This is a genomic window from Phycicoccus flavus (assembly GCF_004025965.2).
Classification (GTDB): domain Bacteria; phylum Actinomycetota; class Actinomycetes; order Actinomycetales; family Dermatophilaceae; genus Phycicoccus; species Phycicoccus flavus.
Map to the genome: position 1 here is coordinate 1 of NZ_SAYU02000012.1, position 20,498 is coordinate 20,498.

At 75.4% G+C, this 20,498-nt stretch carries 21 protein-coding genes and 4 tRNA genes; 16 read left to right on the plus strand and 9 right to left on the minus strand.

Annotated features, from left to right (window positions below):
* Together EPD83_RS05415 and EPD83_RS05420 are read left to right on the plus strand one after the other, a co-directional pair.
* Positions 1 to 810 (plus strand): glycosyltransferase family 2 protein (locus EPD83_RS05415; RefSeq protein WP_165566311.1); only part of this gene is annotated, 810 nt, incomplete at its 5' end.
* A gap of 73 nt (positions 811 to 883) precedes the next feature.
* A complete protein-coding gene (locus EPD83_RS05420) occupies positions 884 to 1,681 on the plus strand; it encodes a class I SAM-dependent methyltransferase (protein ID WP_164896891.1) in 798 nt (265 codons plus the stop codon).
* On the opposite strand, the gene EPD83_RS05425 is transcribed toward EPD83_RS05420, so the two are convergent.
* On the minus strand, positions 1,659 to 2,921 hold the full coding sequence (locus EPD83_RS05425; RefSeq protein WP_165566312.1) for a glycosyltransferase: 1,263 nt from the start codon (positions 2,919 to 2,921) through the stop codon (positions 1,659 to 1,661). The two genes, EPD83_RS05420 and EPD83_RS05425, sit on opposite strands and share 23 nt — an antisense overlap.
* Before the next feature lie 61 nt (positions 2,922 to 2,982).
* Here EPD83_RS05425 and EPD83_RS05430 point away from each other — a divergent pair.
* The 4 genes from EPD83_RS05430 (at position 2,983) to EPD83_RS05445 (ending at position 4,226) form a co-directional block, all read left to right on the plus strand.
* A tRNA-Leu gene (locus EPD83_RS05430) sits at positions 2,983 to 3,064 on the plus strand.
* An 85-nt stretch (positions 3,065 to 3,149) separates the two neighbouring features.
* The gene (gene bcp, locus EPD83_RS05435; protein ID WP_128366140.1) at positions 3,150 to 3,623 is read left to right on the plus strand and encodes a thioredoxin-dependent thiol peroxidase; all 474 of its coding nucleotides are present in this window, start codon (positions 3,150 to 3,152) and stop codon (positions 3,621 to 3,623) included.
* Between the two features lie 7 nt (positions 3,624 to 3,630).
* Positions 3,631 to 3,894 carry a DUF3618 domain-containing protein gene (locus EPD83_RS05440; protein WP_128366141.1) on the plus strand — a complete coding sequence of 88 codons (264 nt, stop codon included), beginning with the start codon at positions 3,631 to 3,633 and terminating at the stop codon, positions 3,892 to 3,894.
* A gap of 35 nt (positions 3,895 to 3,929) precedes the next feature.
* The gene (locus EPD83_RS05445; protein ID WP_128366148.1) at positions 3,930 to 4,226 is read left to right on the plus strand and encodes a GroES family chaperonin; all 297 of its coding nucleotides are present in this window, start codon (positions 3,930 to 3,932) and stop codon (positions 4,224 to 4,226) included.
* Positions 4,227 to 4,251: 25 nt separating this feature from the next.
* On the opposite strand, the gene EPD83_RS05450 is transcribed toward EPD83_RS05445, so the two are convergent.
* The 3 genes from EPD83_RS05450 to EPD83_RS05460 form a co-directional block, all read right to left on the minus strand.
* On the minus strand, positions 4,252 to 5,196 hold the full coding sequence (locus tag EPD83_RS05450; RefSeq protein WP_128366142.1) for a glycosyltransferase family 2 protein: 945 nt from the start codon (positions 5,194 to 5,196) through the stop codon (positions 4,252 to 4,254).
* A 69-nt stretch (positions 5,197 to 5,265) separates the two neighbouring features.
* A tRNA-Lys gene (locus tag EPD83_RS05455) sits at positions 5,266 to 5,341 on the minus strand.
* A gap of 46 nt (positions 5,342 to 5,387) precedes the next feature.
* Positions 5,388 to 6,032 (minus strand): copper resistance CopC family protein, encoded by a 645-nt coding sequence (locus tag EPD83_RS05460; protein ID WP_128366143.1) that lies wholly within the window; start codon positions 6,030 to 6,032, stop codon positions 5,388 to 5,390.
* A gap of 47 nt (positions 6,033 to 6,079) precedes the next feature.
* Between EPD83_RS05460 and EPD83_RS05465 the strand changes: the two genes are divergently transcribed.
* Positions 6,080 to 6,652 carry a dTDP-4-dehydrorhamnose 3,5-epimerase family protein gene (locus EPD83_RS05465; RefSeq protein ID WP_128366144.1) on the plus strand — a complete coding sequence of 191 codons (573 nt, stop codon included), beginning with the start codon at positions 6,080 to 6,082 and terminating at the stop codon, positions 6,650 to 6,652.
* A gap of 63 nt (positions 6,653 to 6,715) precedes the next feature.
* On the opposite strand, the gene EPD83_RS05470 is transcribed toward EPD83_RS05465, so the two are convergent.
* Positions 6,716 to 6,791 (minus strand) — tRNA-His (locus tag EPD83_RS05470).
* Between the two features lie 67 nt (positions 6,792 to 6,858).
* Positions 6,859 to 7,542, minus strand: coding sequence for an oligoribonuclease (orn, locus tag EPD83_RS05475; protein WP_235950355.1), 684 nt, complete (start codon positions 7,540 to 7,542; stop codon positions 6,859 to 6,861).
* A gap of 69 nt (positions 7,543 to 7,611) precedes the next feature.
* Here orn and EPD83_RS05480 point away from each other — a divergent pair, with 69 nt between their 5' ends.
* The 4 genes from EPD83_RS05480 to EPD83_RS05495 all read left to right on the plus strand — a co-directional run bounded on the left by EPD83_RS05480 (position 7,612) and on the right by EPD83_RS05495 (position 10,957).
* On the plus strand, positions 7,612 to 8,775 hold the full coding sequence (locus tag EPD83_RS05480) for a PrsW family intramembrane metalloprotease (RefSeq protein ID WP_235950356.1): 1,164 nt from the start codon (positions 7,612 to 7,614) through the stop codon (positions 8,773 to 8,775).
* Entirely contained in the window at positions 8,772 to 9,998 is a 1,227-nt protein-coding gene (locus EPD83_RS05485) for a M20 metallopeptidase family protein (protein ID WP_128366146.1), read from the plus strand. The genes EPD83_RS05480 and EPD83_RS05485 overlap by 4 nt, the downstream gene beginning before the upstream one ends.
* Positions 9,999 to 10,023: 25 nt before the next feature.
* Positions 10,024 to 10,097: transfer RNA gene (locus EPD83_RS05490), tRNA-Arg, on the plus strand.
* A 71-nt stretch (positions 10,098 to 10,168) separates the two neighbouring features.
* Positions 10,169 to 10,957 carry a class I SAM-dependent methyltransferase gene (locus EPD83_RS05495; RefSeq protein ID WP_128366147.1) on the plus strand — a complete coding sequence of 263 codons (789 nt, stop codon included), beginning with the start codon at positions 10,169 to 10,171 and terminating at the stop codon, positions 10,955 to 10,957.
* Positions 10,958 to 10,983: 26 nt separating this feature from the next.
* On the opposite strand, the gene thpR is transcribed toward EPD83_RS05495, so the two are convergent.
* Entirely contained in the window at positions 10,984 to 11,538 is a 555-nt protein-coding gene (gene thpR / locus EPD83_RS05500) for an RNA 2',3'-cyclic phosphodiesterase (protein ID WP_165566313.1), read from the minus strand.
* A 66-nt stretch (positions 11,539 to 11,604) separates the two neighbouring features.
* Between thpR and EPD83_RS05505 the strand changes: the two genes are divergently transcribed.
* The 3 genes from EPD83_RS05505 (at position 11,605) to EPD83_RS05515 (ending at position 15,790) form a co-directional block, all read left to right on the plus strand.
* On the plus strand, positions 11,605 to 13,311 hold the full coding sequence (locus tag EPD83_RS05505; RefSeq protein WP_128365829.1) for a dynamin family protein: 1,707 nt from the start codon (positions 11,605 to 11,607) through the stop codon (positions 13,309 to 13,311).
* Entirely contained in the window at positions 13,308 to 14,975 is a 1,668-nt protein-coding gene (locus EPD83_RS05510) for a GTPase (RefSeq protein WP_165566314.1), read from the plus strand. Before EPD83_RS05505 ends, EPD83_RS05510 begins: the two co-directional genes overlap by 4 nt.
* A gap of 299 nt (positions 14,976 to 15,274) precedes the next feature.
* Entirely contained in the window at positions 15,275 to 15,790 is a 516-nt protein-coding gene (locus EPD83_RS05515) for a single-stranded DNA-binding protein (protein ID WP_165566315.1), read from the plus strand.
* A gap of 10 nt (positions 15,791 to 15,800) precedes the next feature.
* On the opposite strand, the gene EPD83_RS05520 is transcribed toward EPD83_RS05515, so the two are convergent.
* Positions 15,801 to 16,334: a hypothetical protein gene (locus EPD83_RS05520; protein ID WP_165566316.1), complete on the minus strand. Its 534-nt coding sequence runs from the start codon at positions 16,332 to 16,334 to the stop codon at positions 15,801 to 15,803.
* Positions 16,331 to 17,305, minus strand: coding sequence for an ICP22 family protein (locus tag EPD83_RS05525; RefSeq protein ID WP_165566317.1), 975 nt, complete (start codon positions 17,303 to 17,305; stop codon positions 16,331 to 16,333). Before EPD83_RS05525 ends, EPD83_RS05520 begins: the two co-directional genes overlap by 4 nt.
* Positions 17,306 to 17,510: 205 nt before the next feature.
* Here EPD83_RS05525 and EPD83_RS05530 point away from each other — a divergent pair, with 205 nt between their 5' ends.
* Together EPD83_RS05530 and ettA are read left to right on the plus strand one after the other, a co-directional pair.
* A complete protein-coding gene (locus EPD83_RS05530; RefSeq protein ID WP_128365824.1) occupies positions 17,511 to 18,776 on the plus strand; it encodes a hypothetical protein in 1,266 nt (421 codons plus the stop codon).
* A 10-nt stretch (positions 18,777 to 18,786) separates the two neighbouring features.
* On the plus strand, positions 18,787 to 20,469 hold the full coding sequence (ettA, locus tag EPD83_RS05535; protein WP_128365823.1) for an energy-dependent translational throttle protein EttA: 1,683 nt from the start codon (positions 18,787 to 18,789) through the stop codon (positions 20,467 to 20,469).
* The last annotated feature ends 29 nt before the right edge of the window (positions 20,470 to 20,498 follow it).

Here is a 20,498-nt window from a genome sequence, read left to right on the forward strand (position 1 = left end):
GAGCAGCTCGCCGCGTTGGCGGCCCAGGAGGGCATCGCCGACTGCGAGGTGGTCGTCGCGGACAACGGGTCCACCGACGACCTGCGGGCGCTGGTCGAGCAGTGGACCGGACGCCTGCCCGGCCTGCGCATCGTCGACGCGTCCCGGGCGCGGGGTGTCTCCGTGGCCCGCAACGAGGGCGTCCGTGCGGCCCGCTCCGACCGCATCCTCATCTGCGACGCGGACGACGTCGTGGGTCCCGGATGGGTCGCGGCGCTGCTGGCCGCGCTGGAGACCGAGGCGTTCGTGGGGGGCTCCTTCGAGACCGGCACCCTCTCCGGGCCCGCGGCGGCGTGGACGGCCATCCCGCGACGCTCCGACGGGCTGCTCGTCTCGTGGTCGGGCCTGGCCTACCCCATCGGCTGCAACACCGCGTTCCGCCGGGAGGTCTTCGAGGCCGCCGGGGCCTACCCGGAGGACTACCCGCCGGGAGCGGAGGAGATCGACTTCGCCTGGCGTGCCCGGCAGGCGGGTTACGTCGCCGCGTACGTGCCCGACGCCCTCGTGCACTACCGGATCCGCGCCGACCTGCGCCGGCTCCTGCGCCAGCAGTTCAACGCCGGCCGTGGGCACGCGACGCTGCACGCCCGGTACCGGCCCTCCGACGCGAGGCCGCGGACCGGTCGCGCCCGGCTGCGGCACGAGCTCGTCCTGCTCTCCCGGTTCCCGGCGACGGGGGGCCCGGACGCACGGCGCCGGTGGCTGACGCAGGTCGCCTTCGAGGCGGGCAAGGTCCGCGAGTCCCGTCGCCTCGGGGTGCCCTGCCCCTGAACGCACGACGCGCCCGCGGCGCAAGTACGGCAGGATGCTCCCGACGAACGGAGGGGTCCTTCTCATGAACCCGGTGACCACCGCACAGCTGGAGTCCATCGTCGGCGCGTTCCACGAGCCCGACATCGCGGCGTTCCGTGCGCTCCTGGCCCGCACGGCCGCGGAGCTGCCGGGTGACCTGGCCGAGCTGGGCGCGTTCTACGGGCGCAGCGCGGTCCTCATCGGCTCCTCCCTGGGCGCGGGCGAGACCTTCACGGTCGTCGACCTCTTCGGCCAGGAGGCCGACGACGCGTCCAACGCCGCCGAGAACGCGGACTCCTACCCGGGCCTGACCCAGGCGGCGTTCGAGGACAACTACCGGCGCGTCCACGGCACCCTGCCGGTCGTCGTCCGGGGGTTCAGCCAGACCGTCGTCGAGCACGTCCCCCCGGGGACCCACCGTTTCGTCCACGTCGACGCCTCGCACCTGTACGAGCACGTGGTCCAGGACATCGAGGCCGCCCACCGCATCCTCCAGGACGACGGGGTCCTCGTCCTGGACGACATCCGCAGCGAGCACACCCCCGGGGTGGCGGCGGCGGCCTGGCAGGCGGTCCTGCGTGACGGGCTGAGGCCCTTCGCGATCTCGCCGTTCAAGCTCTACGCCACCTTCGGCGACCCCGCGAGGTGGCAGCCCGCGCTGCAGGAGCTCGCCGACACGGGCGTCGTGCGCTCGGAGGTGCAACGGGTCAACGACCTGGACCTCCTCCGCTTCTGGTCGCTGCCGCGGCCGGAGCCGGTGCTGCCGTGGCGACGGTACGTCCCCGAGGTGGCCTGGCCCGCCGTCAGCCGCGTCGGTGGAGCCGCCCTCAAGGCGGGCCGGCGGCGCTGACCCGCGACTCCCGCCCGTCCTCGACGTAGACCTCCCGCACGGTCGTCGAGAACGTCTCGGACGAGAACGCGCGCGCGACGTCCGCAGCGCGTGCGGCCGCCCGGCCGCGCGCCCCGCTCGGGTCGCGCAGCACCCGGACCAGCTCGGTGGCCATGGTCCCGGCGTCGTCGACCACGGCGGCGAACCACTCTGCCGGCCCGACACCCTCCGCGCCGACGCCGGTCGCGACGGTCGGTACTCCCGCGACGAGGGACTCGACGGTCTTGAACTTCACTCCCGCGCCCTGACGCAGCGGGACGACGGCCGCCGCGCGGCCCGCCCAGAACGCCTCCAGATCCGGCACGAACCCCTCGAGCGACACCCCCTCGGCGGCGGCGACCGCGGACCCCAACGCGTCCGACGCCCCGGCCCCGGCCACGGTCAGCGTGGCGTCCGGCACCCCCGCGCGCACCAGGGGCCAGACCTCGTCGAGGAACCAGCGCAGGCCGTCCTCGTTCTCGGCCCGGGCCAGGTACCCGACGAAACCGACGGAGCGGTCCGTGGTGTCGTCCCGGTCCTGGGTGCGACGCCCCCGGGTCCCGTCCAGCGGGGGACGGACGACGGTCACCCGCGCCTCGGGGCGGGCCGACCGGAGCAGGTCGGCGTCCTTGTCGCTGAACGTGAGGACCCGGTGGAGCCGCGCCGGCAGGCGCGCCTCGCGGCGACGGGCTGTCCGCCCGCCCCGGGCGTAGCGGTCACGGTCCCCCGGGTCCGGGGCGGACGCGGCCAGGCGCTCGAAGCGCTGGGACTGCACGTCGTGGTAGGTGCCCACGAACCGGGCCCCGCGGTTCAGCAGTCGCAGCACCGGTAGGAGCCGGACCATCTCGTCCCACTGCAGGTCGACGACGTCCGCGGTCCGCACCAGGTCCCGGAGTCGGGGATCGGTGAGCACCTCGGCGACGAACGTGACGGACGCCGCCCCGGGGTCCCGCCGGGTCAGGTGGTCGTCGACGAGGGCGCCCAGCCGCCGCAGGGCCCCCACCACCGGCGACCGGGCGCGCCGGGCCATCGCGTAGGGGAGACCCAGCGTCCGACGGGCGGGTTCGGCCTCTCGCGTGGACGGCGTGTTGCGGGTGAGGAGGACGACGTCCGCGTGCTGCCGGAGCTCGCGCTCGAGAGCGAGGACGTAGCGCCCGCCGGCGTGTGGCGTGTCCTCGTGCGGCAGGACCGGAGCCACGACGAGCACTCGCAGCCGGCGCATGGCGCGAGTGTGGCACACCCCCGGGGGCGCCTCCGCGGGGCCGATACGATTCGCCGGGCACGCGCAAGTGGCGGAACTGGCAGACGCGCCAGGTTTAGGTCCTGGTGCCTTCGGGTGTGCGGGTTCGAGTCCCGCCTTGCGCACGACACCGGCGGGTCCGTCCCGTCCGTTAGGTTGGGACCGGCCACCGCCGACGGCGGGTGGACCACCGACGAACAGGAGGCACCCGTGGCCGACCGGCTCGCTCCGGGCGACACCGCGCCCGACTTCACCCTGCCCGACGACACCGGGTCGGAGGTGACGCTCGGCGACCTGCGCGGCCGGAAGGTCATCGTGTACTTCTACCCCGCGGCCATGACGCCCGGGTGCACCACCCAGGCCTGCGACTTCAGCGAGAACCTCGACGCCCTGGCCACGGACGGCTACACCGTGCTCGGCATCTCGCCGGACACCCCGGAGAAGCTCGCGACCTTCCGCGAGAAGGAGCACCTCACCGTCCCGCTGCTCTCCGACGCCGACCGCTCGGTGATGACCGCGTGGGGCGCCTTCGGGGAGAAGAAACTGTACGGCAAGACCGTCGAGGGCGTCATCCGCAGCACCGTCGTCCTCGCCGAGGACGGCACCGTGAGCCACGCCTGGTACAACGTCAAGGCCACGGGCCACGTCGCCAAGCTGCGGCGTGACCTCGGGCTCGGGGAGTGAGTCGGCGATGAGCGAGCAGAAGACCATCCCCGAGCTCGAGGCCGAGGTCGTCGCCCGCCGGGAACGCCTGGCCCGCACCGTCGACCAGCTGGTCGAGACCGCCAACCCCAAGAACATCCTCGCCCGCGAGGTCGAGAAGGCCAAGGCCCGCTGGGCCGACGTCGCGCAGACGCCCGAGGGCGAGCTGCGCGTCGAGCGTCTCGCGGCCGTCGTCGCCGTGGTGGCCGTCGTCGGCGGGGCGCTGGCCTTCCGCGCCTGGCGACGACGCTGAGCGTGGGCGAGTCGCGCAGCCGGCTCCCGATCCGGATGCTGCACGACCGGGTGCTCGTGTCGCTGGAGGGTGAGACCGGCGAGCGCCGGTCCGGGGGCGGCATCGTCATCCCGGCGACGGCCAGCGTCGGCAAGCGGCTCGCCTGGGCCGCGGTCGTGGCCGCCGGTCCCGTCGCCCGGCACGTCGAGCCGGGCGACCGGGTGCTCTTCGACCCCGAGGACCGTGCCGAGGTCGAGATCGGGGCCAAGGACTACGTCCTGCTGCGTGAACGGGACATCCACGCCGTGGCCGCCCAGCGCGTCGACGAGGGCTCGACCGGGCTGTACCTCTGAGCCGCGGGCCGGCCGGAGGGCGGGGTCACACCGCCGTGGGGTCCGACACCCGGGCGATGCGCCCGCCCGCCCGGTGCCCGGACTCCACGAGCAGGGCGACGGCCTTGCGGCCGGCGGCGTCCGGGAGCACCGGGAGCAGCCGGTCCACCGCGTCGGCGGCCAGGCCGAGGCGGCTCTCGCTGAGGCTGCGGGCGGTGCCGCGGACCAGCCGCCCCCAGGCCCCGGTGGGCTCCGGCTCGGCGAGGACCCTGCCGTGCTTGGCCGAGAAGATCTCGCGCGCGCTGCCGCTGTAGAAGGCCCGGCGGGCGCGCAGGCCCGTCGTCGTCGCGACGAGCCGGTGGACGGTCTCCAGCGCCGGGTCGAGCACGACGGGCCGTCCCGTGGCCGCGAGCCGGTACCCCCAGTCGACGTCCTCCCAGCCGTAGGCCCGGTAGGCGGTGTCGTAGGGCCCGACCTCCTCCCAGGCCTCGCGGGTGACCGAGGCGTTGCCGGCCCAGTAGCGCCACCGGGTGGACTCCGCGCTCGCGTACGCGGCCTCGCGCAGGGCGGTGTCGGCCCGGCGGCCGTAGACACGGGCGAAGGGCGTCTCGGGGAAGACGTTGCGGTAGAGACCGACGGCGCCGACCTCCCGGCCGGCGTGGGCGGCGACGTGGGCGGCGACGTAGCCGGGCGCGGGTTCGAGGTCGTCGTCGCACCGCACGAGGACCCGACCCCGGGCCGCGTCGAACCCGGTGTTGAGGGCCGTCACCCGCCCCAGGTTCTCCGGGAGCACCACCACCCGCAGGTCCAGCGGCCCCCGGTGCGCCTTCGCCACCCGCTCGCTGCCGTCGGTGTCCCCGTCGACGACGAGGACGACCTCCCACGGCTCGGTCGTGTCCTGGGCCGCGAGGGCGGCGAGGAGGGCGGGCAGCCGGTGGGCGCCGCGGTAGGACGGGACGACCACGGAAGCCGCGAGCGCCGGGCGCGCCATGGGTCCTCCCGGGTCCGGAGACGGGAGAGGCTCCCCGGGGACCGGGGAGCCTCGTGCTCGGGCGAGCGGTGGTGCGCCATCAGGGACTCGAACCCCGAACCCGCTGATTAAGAGTCAGCTGCTCTGCCAATTGAGCTAATGGCGCGCGACGGGAGACATTATCAGCCGCCCGCCCCGGTCGTGAAATCCGGTCAGGGGGAGTCCGGCGGGGGTCCGTCGCCGCCGCGGACCCGCCGCCGGGCGAGCAGCACGACGGCCACGAGGACCACCGCGACGAGCCCCACGAGGGCGAGCGGGAGCGTCCACGACGAGCCCTGGACCTCCGCCGTGGGGGCCGTCGCCGGGCTCGGTTCGGCGGACGGTCCGGTGGGGGTGGGCGTCGCCGTCGGGTCCGCGGACGTGCTCGGCGACGCCGTGGGGGAGGCGGAGCGGGGGGTCGCCGTCGTCGAGAAGGAGAACGTGCCCGAGACCGGGTGCCCGTCGACGCTGACGACGCGGTAGGTGACCGTGTGCTCACCCGCCGGCAGGTCGTCGACGAGGGCCTGGCGCACCTGGCCACCGTCCGTCGTCGCGTCGCCGTCCGTCTCGTCGCCGTCCGGACCCTCGACCGTGACCTGCAGGAAGCGGGGGTTCACGTCCTCGCTGAAGGTCAGGCGCACCTCCTGCGCGGTGCGGACCGTGGACCCGTCGCGCGGAGCGGTCCCGGTGAGCTGGGCGTGGGCGGGCAGCGCCGCCGCCGGGTGCGCGAAGACGGGGACGGCCGAGACGACGAGGGCGACGGTCACGAGGGCCACGAGCAGGGCGGTGATGACGGCGGTGGTCCGGCGGGAGAACATGCACGCCAGTGTGACAGGCGTCCCTGACCGGTGAGACACTGCCGCCCGTGGCCGCCGCTAGCACCCAGTTCACCGCCGCCGAGACCGCCGTCCCCGGGCTGCTGACCTTCGAGGTGACCCGCGTCGACGACGCCCGGGGCTGGTTCCAGGAGAAGTTCCACCAGGAGAAGCTCGAGGCCGCCGGCCTCCCGCCGGGGTTCCGGGTGGTCCAGACCAACGTCGCCGCCAGCGTCACCGGGGTCACCCGCGGGTTCCACGCCGAGCCGTGGGACAAGTACGTCTCCATCGTCTCCGGCCGGGCGCACGGCGCGTACGTGGACCTGCGCCGGGGACCGACCTACGGCACGGTCGTCGAGGTCGAGCTGCGGCCCGACGTCGCCGTGTTCCTGCCGGCGGGCGTCGGGAACTCCTACCAGTGCCTCGAGGACGTCGTGTACCTCTACAGCGTCAACCGGCACTGGACCCCGGACGCCTACGAGCGCTACACCTTCGTCAACCTCGCCGACCCGGACCTCGGGGTGCGCTGGCCGGTGCCGCTGGAGCGGGCGATCCTCTCGGACAAGGACCGGGAGCACCCGATGCTGCGCGACGCCCGCCCGATGGACCTGCCCGCCGGCTGAGACCCGCCCCGGCGAGCCGGAACGCGGACCGCCCCGGTCCGGGGACGGACCGGGGCGGTGCCCTGGGGTGAGTGACGGGACTTGAACCCGCGACCCTCGCGACCACAACGCGATGCTCTACCAGCTGAGCTACACCCACCACGGCGGGCGCATGCCGTCCGTGACATCCGGAGGTCGTGCGCCCGCAGCGCGGACCATCGTACCGGCTACCCGGGGGTGCTCCCGACCACGCCCTCGCCGGGCTCGTCACCGCCCGCCGGGCCGGCGTCGTGGTCGACGACGTGGCGGGCGGCGAGGCCGCGCAGCTCGTCGGTCGGACGGCCCGGCGGCTCGACGAAGACCGCCTCCCGGTAGTAGCGCAGCTCGGCGATGGACTCGCGGATGTCCGCCAGCGCCCGGTGCCCGCCGGACTTCGTCGGTGCGGAGAAGTAGGCCCGGGGGTACCACCGCCGGGACAGCTCCTTGATCGAGGAGACGTCGATGATCCGGTAGTGCAGGTGGCTCTCCAGGCCCGGCATGTCCCGGGCGAGGAAGGCCCGGTCGGTGGCGACGGTGTTGCCGCCGAGCGGAGCCTTGCCGGCCTCGGGGACCCACTCGCGGACGTAGTCCAGGACGCGCGCCTCGGCCTCCTCCAGGGTGGTCCCGGCGGCGAGCTCCTCGAGCAGCCCCGACGTCGTGTGCATCCGGCGGACGAAGTCGCCCATCTGCGCCAGCGCGGCGTCCGGCGGGCGCACGACGACGTCGACGCCGTCGCCGAGGACCGTGAGCTCGAAGTCGGTGACGAGGGCCGCGACCTCGACGAGGGCGTCGGCCTCGAGGGACAGGCCGGTCATCTCGCAGTCGATCCAGACGATCCGGTCGGACAGGGCGCGGTCGGAGGGGCTGGGCATGCGCGCCATGCTAGGCAACCCCGCGGGCGACCGGGGGCGCTCGGGGACTCTGGCGCTAGGGTCCATGCCGTGAGCGGGGTGCACGGGGCGCGGACGGCGGGGTCGCCGCACGGGGGCAGGTCGTCGCGCTCGACGCTGCGCTCGGTGGTCATCACCGGCGTCGCCGGGCTCGGGTTCCTCGTTGCCGCGCTCGTCGTCTCCGCCTACCTCGGCGCGGCCTTCGGGGTGCAGACGGCCCTGCTCGCCCTGGCCGTCGCCGTCGTCCCGCTCGCCATCGTCATCCCGGCCTTCATGTGGCTCGACCGGTTCGAGGCCGAGCCGACGCGCTACCTCGTCGGGGCCTTCCTCTGGGGCGCGCTGGTCGCCGCCCTCGTCGCCGCCGTCTTCAACACCAGCGCCATGGCCGTGCTGCGCACCGCCACCGACCCCGACGCCGCGCTCGCGACGACGGCCGTCCTCGTCGCACCGGTCGTGGAGGAGGGGCTCAAGGGCCTGCTCGTCGTCCTCGTCTGGCGGTTCCTCGGGCGCGAGTTCGACGGACTGACCGACGGCATGGTCTACGCCGGCGTCTGCGCCGCGGGGTTCGCGTTCACCGAGAACATCCAGTACCTCGCGGAGGCCTACACCGAGGGGGGCGGTGAGGCGCTCACCGCGACCTTCGTCGCCCGCTGCCTGCTCTCGCCCTTCGCCCACCCGATGTTCACCGTGCTCACCGGCGTCGGGGTCGGGGTGGCCGCGACGAGCCGCGGGTGGGCGCCGAAGGTCCTCGCACCGGTCGGCGGCTACGTCCTCGCGGTCCTCGCGCACGGGCTGTGGAACCTCGCCGCGGTGTCGGGCGGCTCCGGGCTCGTCGTCGTCTACGTCCTCGTCGAGGTCCCGGTCTTCCTCACCTTCGTCGCCTTCGTCGTGTGGGTCCGGCGACGCGAGGGACGGCTCATCGGCTACTTCCTGCGGCCCTACGCCGACGCCGGGTGGGTCTCGGCCGGTGAGGTGGCGATGCTGTCGTCGATGCCGGCGCGCCGCGAGGCGCGGATGTGGGCCCGCGTCAACGCCGGCAGCCGGGGGCTGGCCGCGATGCGCGCCTTCCAGGACACCGCGAGCGAGCTCGCCCTCCTGCGGCGGCGGATGCAGCACGACGCCGCGGACGCCTCGGCCCTGGACGAGGAGCGCCGCCTCCTCACGACGTTGTCGGCCCGCCGCCACGAGTTCGTCGGCATGCCGGTGGGACGATGACGCCCGTGCCCTCGTCCACGGAGATCGCCCGTCGCATCGGCCCGGACCTCGTCGCGCTGCGGCGCCGGCTGCACCGCGCGCCCGAGATCGGACTGGACCTGCCCGACACCCAGGCCGCCGTCCTCGAGGCGCTCGCGGACCTCGACCTCGAGGTGAGCACCGGTCGCGGGCTGTCGTCGGTCGTCGCCGTCCTGCGCGGCGGTGCGCCGTGCGACGGCGAGCGTCCGGTGGTGCTCCTGCGCGGCGACATGGACGCCCTGCCGGTCGCGGAGGAGACCGACGTGCCCTACCGCTCGGAGCGGGCCGGGGTCATGCACGCCTGCGGGCACGACCTGCACGTCGCGGCCCTCGTCGGCGCCGCCCGGGTGCTCGCCGAGCAGCGGGAGCGGCTGGTCGGGGACGTCGTCCTCATGTTCCAGCCCGGCGAGGAGGGCGAGGCCGGGGCGCGGGACATGCTCGCCGAGGGGCTGCTGGAGGCCGCCGGACGGCGGGTGGACGTCGCGTACGCCGTGCACGTGACCTCCGCGGAGCACGCCCGCGGGACGTGGTGGGGCCGCCCCGGACCCATCATGGCCGCCGCCGACGAGGTCCACGTCGTCGTGCGCGGCCGCGGGGGCCACGGCTCCGCACCCGACCGCGCCCGCGACCCGGTGCCCGTGGCCTGCGAGACGGTGCTGGCCTGGGAGGTCGCCCTCACCCGGCAGTTCTCGGTGTGGGACCCCGTCGTGCTCACCGTCGGCGCCATCGCCGCGGGCACCAAGGACAACATCATCCCGGACGACGCACGGATCGCCGCGACCCTGCGCACCTTCAGCCCCGCCCAGCGGTCCCGGACCCACGAGGTCTTCACCCGGGTGGCGCGCTCGGTGGCGGAGGCGCACGGGCTGACCGCCGAGGTCGACATCCCCGTCGGCTACCCGGTCACCGTCAACGACGCCACGGAGTTCGCCGCCTTCCGCGAGGTCGTCGTCGACCTGTTCGGCGAGGACCGCTGGGCCGACATGCCCCACCCCGAGGCCGGGTCCGAGGACATGTCCTTCGTCCTGGAGCAGGTGCCCGGTGCGTACCTGTTCGTCTCCGCCTGCGTGCCCGAGGACCCCCAGGACGCGGACGACAACCACTCGCCGCGGGCCGCGTTCGACGACTCGGTCGTGCCCGACGTCGCCGCCGCCCTGGCCGAGGCGGCCCTCGTCCGCAGCCGCTCCCTCGCCGCCCGTCCCTAGACTGGGCGCGGCGCGCGAGCGCCGGGCCCCCGTAGCTCAGCCGGATAGAGCAAGAGCCTTCTAATCTCGAGGTCGCAGGTTCGAGTCCTGCCGGGGGCGCTCGCGGCCGGACCGCCCGGCGGCGCGCCGACGGCGCCGCGTCGGCGGAGCCGGCGCACTAGGGTTCCGGCATGGAACCGGCAGCACGGCCCGACCAGACCGACGACGACCAGCCCGCCCCCGCACCCGAGGAGCTGGAGCGCGGGGCCGCGCTGCGCTGGTACATCGACAAGTACGAGACGCCCTACGGCCGCTCGACCGTCCCCTTCGCGGACGCCCTCCGGCACGTCATGCCCCCGGCCACGCGGCTCCGCGCCAAGGTGCTCGCGACGGACGCGCTCGCGCGACGGGAGGGACGCAAGGCCCGGGCGCTCGCCGAGGCGGCGTCGCCCGTCCGCCTGCACCTGGGCTGTGGCTGGACCCGGATCGAGGGGTGGATCAACTCCGACCTCGTCGGTGCCGCGGGCGACTTCGACTGGAACATCCTGCGGCCGCTGCCGTTCGAGGACGGGTCGGTGGACGCCGTCTTCTACGAGCACGTCTTCGAGCACCTGCGCTACTCGCAGACCCTCACCGTGCTCGGGCACGCCCGCCGCGCGCTGCGCCCGGGAGGCGTCCTGCGGGTCGGGGTGCCCGACGCCGGGATGTACGCCCGGTCCTACGCGGACGACCCGGAGGCGCTCGCCGCCGGTCGCTGGGGCCGACCCACCGGGATGCTCGTGCTGCGCGAGGTCTTCCAGGAGCACGCCCACGTCTCCGCCTACGACGCCGAGACGCTCCGCCTCGTGCTCCAGGAGGGCGGGTTCCCCGGGGCCGAGGTCACCCCCGGCGGCAGCTCCCCGCTGCTCGGCCGGGCGCCGGACTCGCCGGACCGGATCCCGGAGACGGTCTACGCCGAGGTGCGGCGGCCCTCGGACTGAGCCTCGCCGCTGGGTGTCGACGCGCCTCAGCCGCCGAGCGGGACGCGGGCCAGGACCTCGTGGCGCGGCCGGTGCCCTCGCTCGCGGGGCAGGTGCGACTCCAGGAGGACGACCTCCTCGGCGGTCCAGGGCGGACCCCGGTAGGCGTCGAGGACCCGCACCCAGCGGGTCGCGTCCCCCGGCCGGCCGAAGCGGCCGAGGGTGACGTGCGGCCGGAACCGGCCGCCGTCCGGTGCGGCCCCGACCGTGGCCGCGGCCGCGCGCAACGCCCCGGCGATCCCGGACAGGGCCTCGCCGCCGGACAAGCCGGCCCAGAGCACCCGGGCCCGCGTGACGTCGGGGAAGCACCCGCCGCCCGCCAGCGCCAGGGGCACCGGGGCGAACCGTGCGGCCGCCGTGGTGCACGCCTCGACGAGGGGCTCCACCGTCCGTTCCGGCGCGGCGGGCACGAAGGCCAGTGTCGCGTGCCACTGCTCCGGCGGTGCCCAGCGCGGCCCGGACACGTCGCGGCGGGGGTCGAGGAAGGCGTCGAGGTCCTCGCGAACCTCCTCCGGCGGGAGCACCGCGACGAACAGGCGCACCCCGACATCATGCCCACGCCCCGGTGAATGTACGGCGACCCCCGGCGGCGTCGTTAGGCTGTCGACGTGGGCGCGGACCGTGACGTGGAGGCACTCGTCTCCGCCGTCGAGGCCCTGCGGGCGCAGGTCGAGGCGGCGGGGCTGCCTCTCGACGTCCCCGGACGGGACGCGGCCGAGACCACCCGCCGCCGCCTGCTCGGCCAGCTCGACGACTACGTGCTGCCCCGACTGCGCTCCCTCGACGCCCCGCTGCTCGCCGTCGTCGGCGGGTCGACGGGCGCCGGGAAGTCGACCCTCGTCAACTCCGTCGTCGGCGAGCCCGTGAGCCGCTCCGGGGTGCTCCGTCCGACGACGACCTCCCCGGTCCTCGTCCACCACCCCGACGACGGGCACTGGTTCGAGGGCGACCGGGTCCTCCCCGGCCTCGCGCGGCTGTCCGGCCACGACACGGGGGAGGACCAGCCCGGCACGGTCCGCCTCACCGCGTCGGCGGCGCTGCCGTCCGGTCTGGCCCTGCTGGACGCCCCGGACATCGACTCCGTCGTCTCCGCCAACCGGGAGCTCGCGAACCAGCTGCTCGCGGCGGCCGACCTGTGGATCTTCGTCACCACCGCCGCGCGCTACGCCGACGCCGTGCCCTGGGACCTGCTGCGGACCGCCTCCGAGCGCGGGACCGCCGTCGCCATCGTCCTGGACCGGGTGCCGCCCGAGGCCGTCGACGAGATCCGACCGCACCTGGCGTCCATGCTCCGCGAGCAGGGCCTGTCGACCTCGCCGATCTTCAGCGTCCCCGAGGTCGCGCTCGAGGACGGCCGGCTGCCGGCCTGGACGTTCACCCGCCTGCGGGACTGGCTGCAGGCGCTCGCCGGGGACGCGCGGGCCCGCGACATCGTCGTCAGCCAGACCCTGCGCGGGGCGGTCGCCTCGCTCGGCAGCCGGGCCGACGAGCTCGCCACGGCCAGCCGGGCGCAGGACGCCGCCGCCGCTGCCCTGGCCGCCGCGGCCCAGGAGTCCTTCGACCTCGCCCGCCGCCGGGTGTCGGACGGGATGACCGACGGCACCCTGCTCCGGGGCGAGGTGCTGGCCCGGTGGCAGGAGTTCGTCGGCACCGGCGAGTTCTTCAAGCAGGTCGAGTCGACCATCGCCCGCTGGCGGGACCGGATCAGCGCCGCCATCAAGGGCACCCCGGCGCCGGTCGACACCCTCGGCGAGGCCCTGCACACCGGGGTCGCGGCGCTCGTGCTCGCCAACCTCGAGGCCGCCACCTCCGACACCGCCCGCGCCTGGCGCCGGATGCCCGGGGGCCCGGCGGTGCTCGCGTCCGGCGACGGCCTCGGCGCGACGACCTCCGCCTCCACCGCGGGGGTCGAGCGGCTCGTGCGGGCCTGGCAGGGCGAGGTGTTCGACCTCGTCCGCACCGAGGGCCAGGGCCGCCGCACCAACGCCCGGGTCGCCGCGTACGGCGTCAACGCCATCGGGCTGTTCCTCATGCTCGTCGCGTTCGCCCAGACCGGCGGGCTGGTCGGCGCCGAGGTCGGCATCGCCGGCGGCACCGCGATCCTCGCGCAGCGGGTCCTGGAGGCGATCTTCGGCGACCAGGCCGTCCGCGACATGGCCGCGAAGGCCCGCGACCGGCTGCTCACCCTCGTCGACGAGCTCTACGACGACGAGCGGGCCCGCTTCACCGCGGCCCTCGCCGAGCACACCGCCCCGCAGGACCAGGCGTCCCGGATCGAGTCCGCCGCCACCCGGCTCGCACGGGTGGCCTCGTGAGCCCGGTGCGGACGGGCACCGCCCGCGGCGGTGCCGCGGTGTCGCCGGAGCGGCTCGCGGCGGCGTCGGCGTCGTTGGCCGCGGCCGTCGACGCCGGGGGCGAGGAGCTCCCGGAGCCGCAGCGCGCCCGCGCCCGGGACGTCGTCGCCAAGGTCGAGCGGCGCACCTCGATCGCCGGGGGCCACACCGTCGTCGCGCTGGCCGGGGCCACCGGCAGCGGCAAGTCCTCGCTCTTCAACGCCCTCGTCGGCACCGACGTCGCCAAGGTCGGGGTGCGGCGTCCGACCACCAGCACGCCAACGGCGGCGGTCTGGGGCACGGAGCCCGCCGGCGAGCTGCTCGACTGGCTGGGCGTCGGGTCGCGGCACCTCCTGGGGGCGGACGACTCTGGTCCCCAGGTGGGCTCGCTCGACGGGCTCGTCCTCCTCGACCTGCCCGACGTCGACTCGCGGGAGACCGCCAACCGCGACGAGGCCCAGCGCGTCCTCGAGCTCGTCGACCTGTTCGTCTGGGTGGCCGACCCGCAGAAGTACGCCGACTCCCGGCTCCACGACGACCACGTCGCGACGCTGTCCTCGCACGAGGTCGTGACCATGGCCGTGCTCAACCAGTCCGACCGGCTGGCCCCCGAGGACCTCGGCCGGTTGCGCACCGACCTCGTCCGCCTCATGGAGCGCGACGGGCTGCCCGGCGCCACCGTGCTCGCGACGTCGGCCCGCACGGGAGCCGGTGTCGACGAGCTGCGCCAGCGCCTGGCCAACGCCGTCGCCGGCCGGGCGATGGCCCGCGCCCGGCTCGCCGCGGACGTCCGCACCGCGGCCGGGACGCTGTCCGGTCACGTCGCGACCGGCGAGGGCGGGGTGGCGAAGGCCTCCCGGTCCGAGCTGCTGGACGCCCTGGCCCGCAGCGCCGGCGTGCCGGCCGTCGTCGAGGCCGTGCGACGCGACTACCGCATGGAGGCGGCCGCAGACACCAGCTGGCCCTTCACCCGCTGGGTGCACCGGCTGCGTGCCCGGCCGCTGCGGCGGCTGCGGCTCGACGGCCGGGACGTGGGCGTCACCGAGTCCGACGTGCGCTCGGTGCTCGGCCGCTCCTCGCTGCCGCCGCCCTCACCCGCCGCCCGCGCGGCGGTCGAGCTCGCGACACGGCGCGTGGCGGACGGGGCGGGCGCCGACCTGCCGACCCCGTGGGCCGAGGCCGTGCAGCGCGCCGCCACCCCGCCGGGACCGGAGCTCGGCGACGCCCTCGACCAGGCGGTCGTCGGGACCTCGCTGCACGCCCGGCGGCCGGTGTGGTGGCGGGTCGTGGGGCTCGTCCAGCTCGTCCTCGCCTGGGCCGCCATCGCCGGGGCGCTGTGGCTGGTCGCGTACGCCGTCGCGGGCTGGCTCCAGCTGGACGCGCTGCTGCCCGACGCCCCGGCCGTCGGGGTGCTGCCGGTGCCGTTCCTGCTCCTGCTCGGCGGGCTCGTGCTCGGTCCCCTGCTCGCCGCGCTGTCGGCCTGGCTCGCCCGGATCGGGGCCCGCCGGCGCGGCGCGGTCATGGACGCGCGGCTGCGCTCCTCCATCGAGACGGTGGCCGACGACGAGATCCTCGCCCCGGTGCGCCGGGTCCTGGACCGGCACGCCGCCACCCGCGAGGCGCTGCGGCACGCCGCCGACGTCTGAGCGCTCGCGCGGCGGCGGTGGGCGCCGGCGGAGCCCCGGTTTCGCGTTGTGAGGTCGCGGATGTCGTCGCCCGTCGCGGAGACTGCCGCGACCCGCGCCGGTTTCCGCGACCCGACAGGTGAGGCGGTCGCCGGTGCGTCGTCGCCGCGGACCGCGACCCGGCCCGGGCGCGCTCGTCCACAGGCGGCCGGGACGCGGTCGGTCGTCCACAGATCGGTGGTGCCCCGTTCCGCGGGCCGCCGCCGGGGCGCAGCGTGGACCCTGCGGGCCGAGGGACGGCCCGCGGGAGGGAGACCGAGATGTACGAGACCCACGTGACGGTCCAGGGGCGGCTCGTCGCCGACCCCGTCGTCAAGCCGAGCCGCAACGGCCCGTTCACCAGCTTCCGGATCGCCCAGTCCGAGCGCCACCCCGACCGCGCCGAGCCCGGCCGCTGGGTCGACTCCGACCCGAGCTTCTACGAGGTCTCGGTGTTCCGCGGGATGGGCGAGAACGCCGCCCGCAGCCTGCGCAAGGGCCACCCGGTGGTCGTCACCGGCAAGCAGCGGGTCCGGCAGTTCCGGCGCGAGGACGGCTCGTACGGCGCCTCGGTCGAGCTCGACGCCTCCGGCCTCGGGCACGACCTGCGGTGGGGCGTCACGGCCTACACCCGCAACGGCGACCTCGCACCCGCGGCCGCCGGTGGCGGCGGGGGAGCGGCCGGCGGCGGGTTCGGCGACCCCGAGCGCGACGTGTACGTCGTCGACGCCAGCGGGCCCGCCGCGACCGGCGTCGGCGACTCCGGGCCGCTCACCCGGCCCACCGAGGCCGCCTGAGCCCGGCGGGTCAGCGGCTCCAGCGCTCCAGGCCGACGTGCACCGTGGTCGGGTCGTCCGGCTCGATGAGGACCGTGCGCTGCCACGCGGGGTTCTCGGGCCACTGCGAGGCGCAGATCCGCGACCCCTGCGCCGGCGTGCCCTCGACACCGAGGGCCTCGGTCTGGTCCGCGGTCAGCGCCACCGCGGGGAGGTCGCCGCCCAGGCCGCCGCTGGCGCAGAAGCCGAGCGCGGCCCCCCGGTCGACGACGAAGGTGACCCGGTAGGCCTCCTCGACGTTCTCCGGGAGTCCGGTGCGGGTCTCGACCTGGGCGCCACCGGCGCCCGGCGGCAGCTGGAGGCCGGCGAGCCCGAGGACCGCCTCGGGCGAGTCCGCCGCGGACGAGGACCGGGAGGCGGAGGGTGACTCCGAGGTCGGGGTGCTGCCGGCGGCGTCCGGGCGGGCGCCTGCCGCGTCGTCGGACAGCCCGCAGGCCCCGGTGGCGAGGGTGAGGGCCACGCAGGTCGCGACGACGAGGGCGGGGCCGGGGCGGAGACGGGTCATGGCACCTCTCCTGACGAGTTCTGGGTCGACGAGGTTCCCACGGCGGTGAACTCCTGGGCCAGGCCCACCCGGTGCAGCCGGGCCAGCTGCTCGTCGGTGATGGTCAGCGGCCCGATCCGCGTGGACTTCCCGCCGTCCCAGTTGTACCGGTCGCGGATGTTCACCTGGGTGGTCGTCGTGTACGTCCACGGCTCCCCGGGGGAGGCCGGTGGGGTGACGGTGACCGACCCGGTCTGGTTGTACGAGATGCCGCCGAGGGCGTAGAACCAGTTCGCCGAGTCGTCCTTCGTGATGTAGACCCCGTTCCACGGGGTGTTCACCGGGAAGGTCATCGGTCCGGTGGCGCCGGCCGCCCGGGCCTGCTCGACGGCGAGCGCGGCGAGGTTCAGCTGCTGGGCGTCGACGGCCTCCGTCAGCGCACTGCTCGACTCCAGCATCGAGTCGACGTCCTGCTCGTAGGTCTCGCCGGAGTTGCCAAGGAAGTGAAGGAGGTTGCGGGCGGCGTCCGGCCAGGTCCCGGACAGCGCGTTCGCGGCCGCCTCGGCCGCGGCCAGGGTCGCGCGGTCACGGATCGAGGGGTCCTCCCCGGCGTAGGGGCCGGCCCCCTGGTCCGGTGGGGTCCAGGGCGGCGGCTGCTGCCCGCCGGGCACGGTGGTCCCCGGAACGCCAGGGCCGAGGCCACCGGGATAGGCGTCGCTGCCCTCGGTGCCGCCCTCGGGCGGGGTGCCGGGGTCCTCGTCGCTCGGGCGGTCGCCGCGCGCGTCGTCGCGGCGGTTGCCGCGGGTGTCGCGCTCGGCGTCGCGGCGGTCGCCGTCGTCCGCGCTCGCGCCCACCGGACCGGTGATGCTCGACGTCGTGCACGACCCGCCGCCGGTCACCTGCTGCCACGCGCAGCCGATGGCCGAGGTGACCGGGCCGACGCCGACGACGCCGACGATCGCCGCGACGCAGACGCCGGCGACGAGAGCCATCCCCACGAACTCGACGCTCGCGCCACCCCGCTCGCACGATCCGCCGCGCTCGGCCGCACCGACGCCCGCGGGCCTCGCGGTCGCGGCGGCGGTCCTTCGTCGACGGGTCACGGTTTCTCCCCTCCGGAGCATGACCGGCACGCTAGCGGCGAACCGTGCTGGGCACCCGGGCCCCAGGGCCCGACCTCGGGCCTACCCTGGCCGGGTGCCACGGTCGGGGGGAGGGGTCGTCCGTCGCGCGGTGTGGTGGGCGCTGGTCGTGGTGCTCGTCGCCGGGCTGGGCCGGACCGCCTGGTACGCGACGGGGTCCGGGAGCGAGGCGGCCCGGGTGAGCGGCCAGCTGCGGTGGCTGGGCTCCGAGCTGGACCACCACGACGCGGCGGGGCGGATGCAGGGGCTGTTCCCCGAGGGCGCGTTCTTCACGACCGTGCTGGACGGCCTGGCCCGCACGGCGACGGCGCAGGGCGCCTCCGGACCGGAGCGGACCGCGGCGCTCGAGGTGGCCCGACGCCGTCTGGCCGACCTGCGGTCACGGGACCTGCTCGCGACGTTCCCGGCCACGGCCGAGCTCCCGCACGGGGTCTTCGCCGAGGCCTGGACGCTGCTGCTCGAGGCCGACGTGGCCGGGCTCGACGGCACGCCGGCGGAGCGCGACGCGATGCGGGCGCGGGCCACCCGGCTGCGGGACGCCCTCGACCGGTCCGCCGGCGGCTTCCTCCAGGCCTACCCGGGGCAGGCGTGGCCGGTCGACACGGTCGTCGCCGCGGCGGCCCTGGCCCGGGCCGACCGCGTGGAGCCGGTGCCCGGCACCGCCGGCACCCTGCGGCGGTGGGTCGCCCGGGTCGAGCTCCACCGGGACCCGGTGACGCGGCTGCTGCCGCACCGGGTCGCGCCGGACGGGACGGGCCTGGAGGGGCCGCGCGGCAGCTCGTCGGCACTGGCGCAGGTGTTCTGGCCGGACGCCGACCCCGAGGCGGCGGCGGCGGACTACCCGCGCTTCGTCGCGACCTTCGTCACCCGCGTGGTCGGGGCGATCGGGGTGCGGGAGTACCCGCGCGGGACCCCCGGGGGTGGGGACGTCGACTCCGGACCCCTCGTCGCGGGGGTCTCGCTGTCCGCGACCGCCGTCGCCCTCGCGGCGGCCCGGCGCGCGGGCGACGAGCGGCTGGCGCGCGACCTCCTGGCCCAGGCCGAGGTCGCGGGCCTGCCGGTCCAGGCGGCGGGCCAGCGGCGCTACGCCGCGGGGGTCCTGCCGGTCGGCGACGCGTTCCTCCTCTGGGCCCGCACCCGCCCGGTCGGCGAGGGGACGCCCGCCGTCACGGCGCCCCGCCCGCTGTGGGTGCTGTGGTCCCTGCCCTGGGTGCTGGGGCTCCTGCTCCTCGTCGCCGTCCCCGTCCTGCGACACCGGCGCCGGCGCGGCGCATCCGGCAGCGGCCGCGACGGATTCGGAGCCGTGGACGGCCGTCGATAGGCTGGGCTCCATGCCCGAGTTCATCTACGTGATGTCGCGTGCCCGCAAGGCGCACGGCGACAAGGTCATCCTCGACGACGTCACGCTCTCGTTTCTGCCCGGCGCCAAGATCGGCGTCGTCGGCCCGAACGGCGCCGGCAAGTCCTCGGTCCTGAAGATCATGGCGGGCCTGGACCAGCCCTCGAACGGCGAGGCGCGGCTCACGCCGGGTTACTCGGTGGGCATCCTCATGCAGGAGCCGGAGCTCAACGAGGACAAGACCGTCCTCGGCAACGTCGAGGAGGGCGCGGGCGAGATCAAGGCCAAGCTCGACCGCTACAACGAGATCTCGGCCGAGATGGCCGAGCCGGACGCCGACTTCGACGCCCTCATGGCCGAGATGGGCCAGCTCCAGGAGGCCATCGACGCCGCCGACGCTTGGGACCTGGACTCTCAGCTGGAGCAGGCCATGGATGCGCTGCGCTGCCCGCCGCCGGACGCCGACGTCAGCGTCCTCTCCGGTGGTGAGCGCCGCCGGGTCGCCCTGTGCAAGCTGCTGCTCCAGAAGCCGGACCTGCTGCTGCTCGACGAGCCCACCAACCACCTCGACGCCGAGTCCGTCCTCTGGCTCGAGCAGCACCTCGCCGCCTACCCGGGCGCCGTCGTCGCCGTGACGCACGACCGCTACTTCATGGACAACGTCGCGCAGTGGATCCTCGAGCTCGACCGCGGCCGGGCCTACCCCTACGAGGGCAACTACTCGACCTACCTGGAGAAGAAGCAGGCCCGGCTGGAGGTCCAGGGCAAGAAGGACGCCAAGCTCGCCAAGCGCCTCGCCGAGGAGCTGGAGTGGGTGCGCTCGAACGCCCGCGCCAAGCAGACCAAGTCCAAGGCCCGCCTCGCCCGGTACGAGGAGATGGCCGCCGAGGCCGAGCGCACCCGCAAGCTGGACTTCGAGGAGATCCAGATCCCGCCGGGCCCGCGCCTGGGCAGCAAGGTCATCGAGGTCAAGGACCTGCGCAAGGGCTTCGGCGAGCGGGTCCTCATCGACGGGCTGTCCTTCACCCTGCCGCGCAACGGCATCGTCGGCGTCATCGGCCCCAACGGCGTCGGCAAGACGACGCTCTTCAAGACCATCGTCGGCCTCGAGGACGCGGACGCCGGCTCGGTCGACGTCGGCGACACCGTGAAGATCTCCTACGTCGACCAGAGCCGCGGCGGTCTGGACCCGAGCAAGAACCTGTGGGAGACCGTCTCCGGCGGCCACGACTACATCCAGGTCGGCAACGTCGAGATCCCGAGCCGCGCCTACGTCAGCCAGTTCGGCTTCAAGGGCCCGGACCAGCAGAAGAAGGCCGGCGTCCTCTCCGGGGGCGAGCGCAACCGGCTCAACCTCGCGCTCACCCTCAAGGAGGGCGGCAACCTCCTCCTGCTCGACGAGCCGACCAACGACCTCGACGTCGAGACGCTGGGGTCGCTGGAGAACGCGCTGCTGGACTTCCCCGGCTGCGCCGTCGTCATCAGCCACGACCGGTGGTTCCTCGACCGGGTCGCGACGCACATCCTCGCCTACGAGGGCACGGAGAAGGACCCGGCCGCCTGGTACTGGTTCGAGGGCAACTTCGAGGCCTACGAGAAGAACAAGGTCGAGCGGCTCGGCGAGGACGCCGCGCGCCCGCACCGGGTGACCTACCGCAAGCTCACCCGGGACTGACCTCCGGCGGCGGGGCGCGCCGTTAGGGT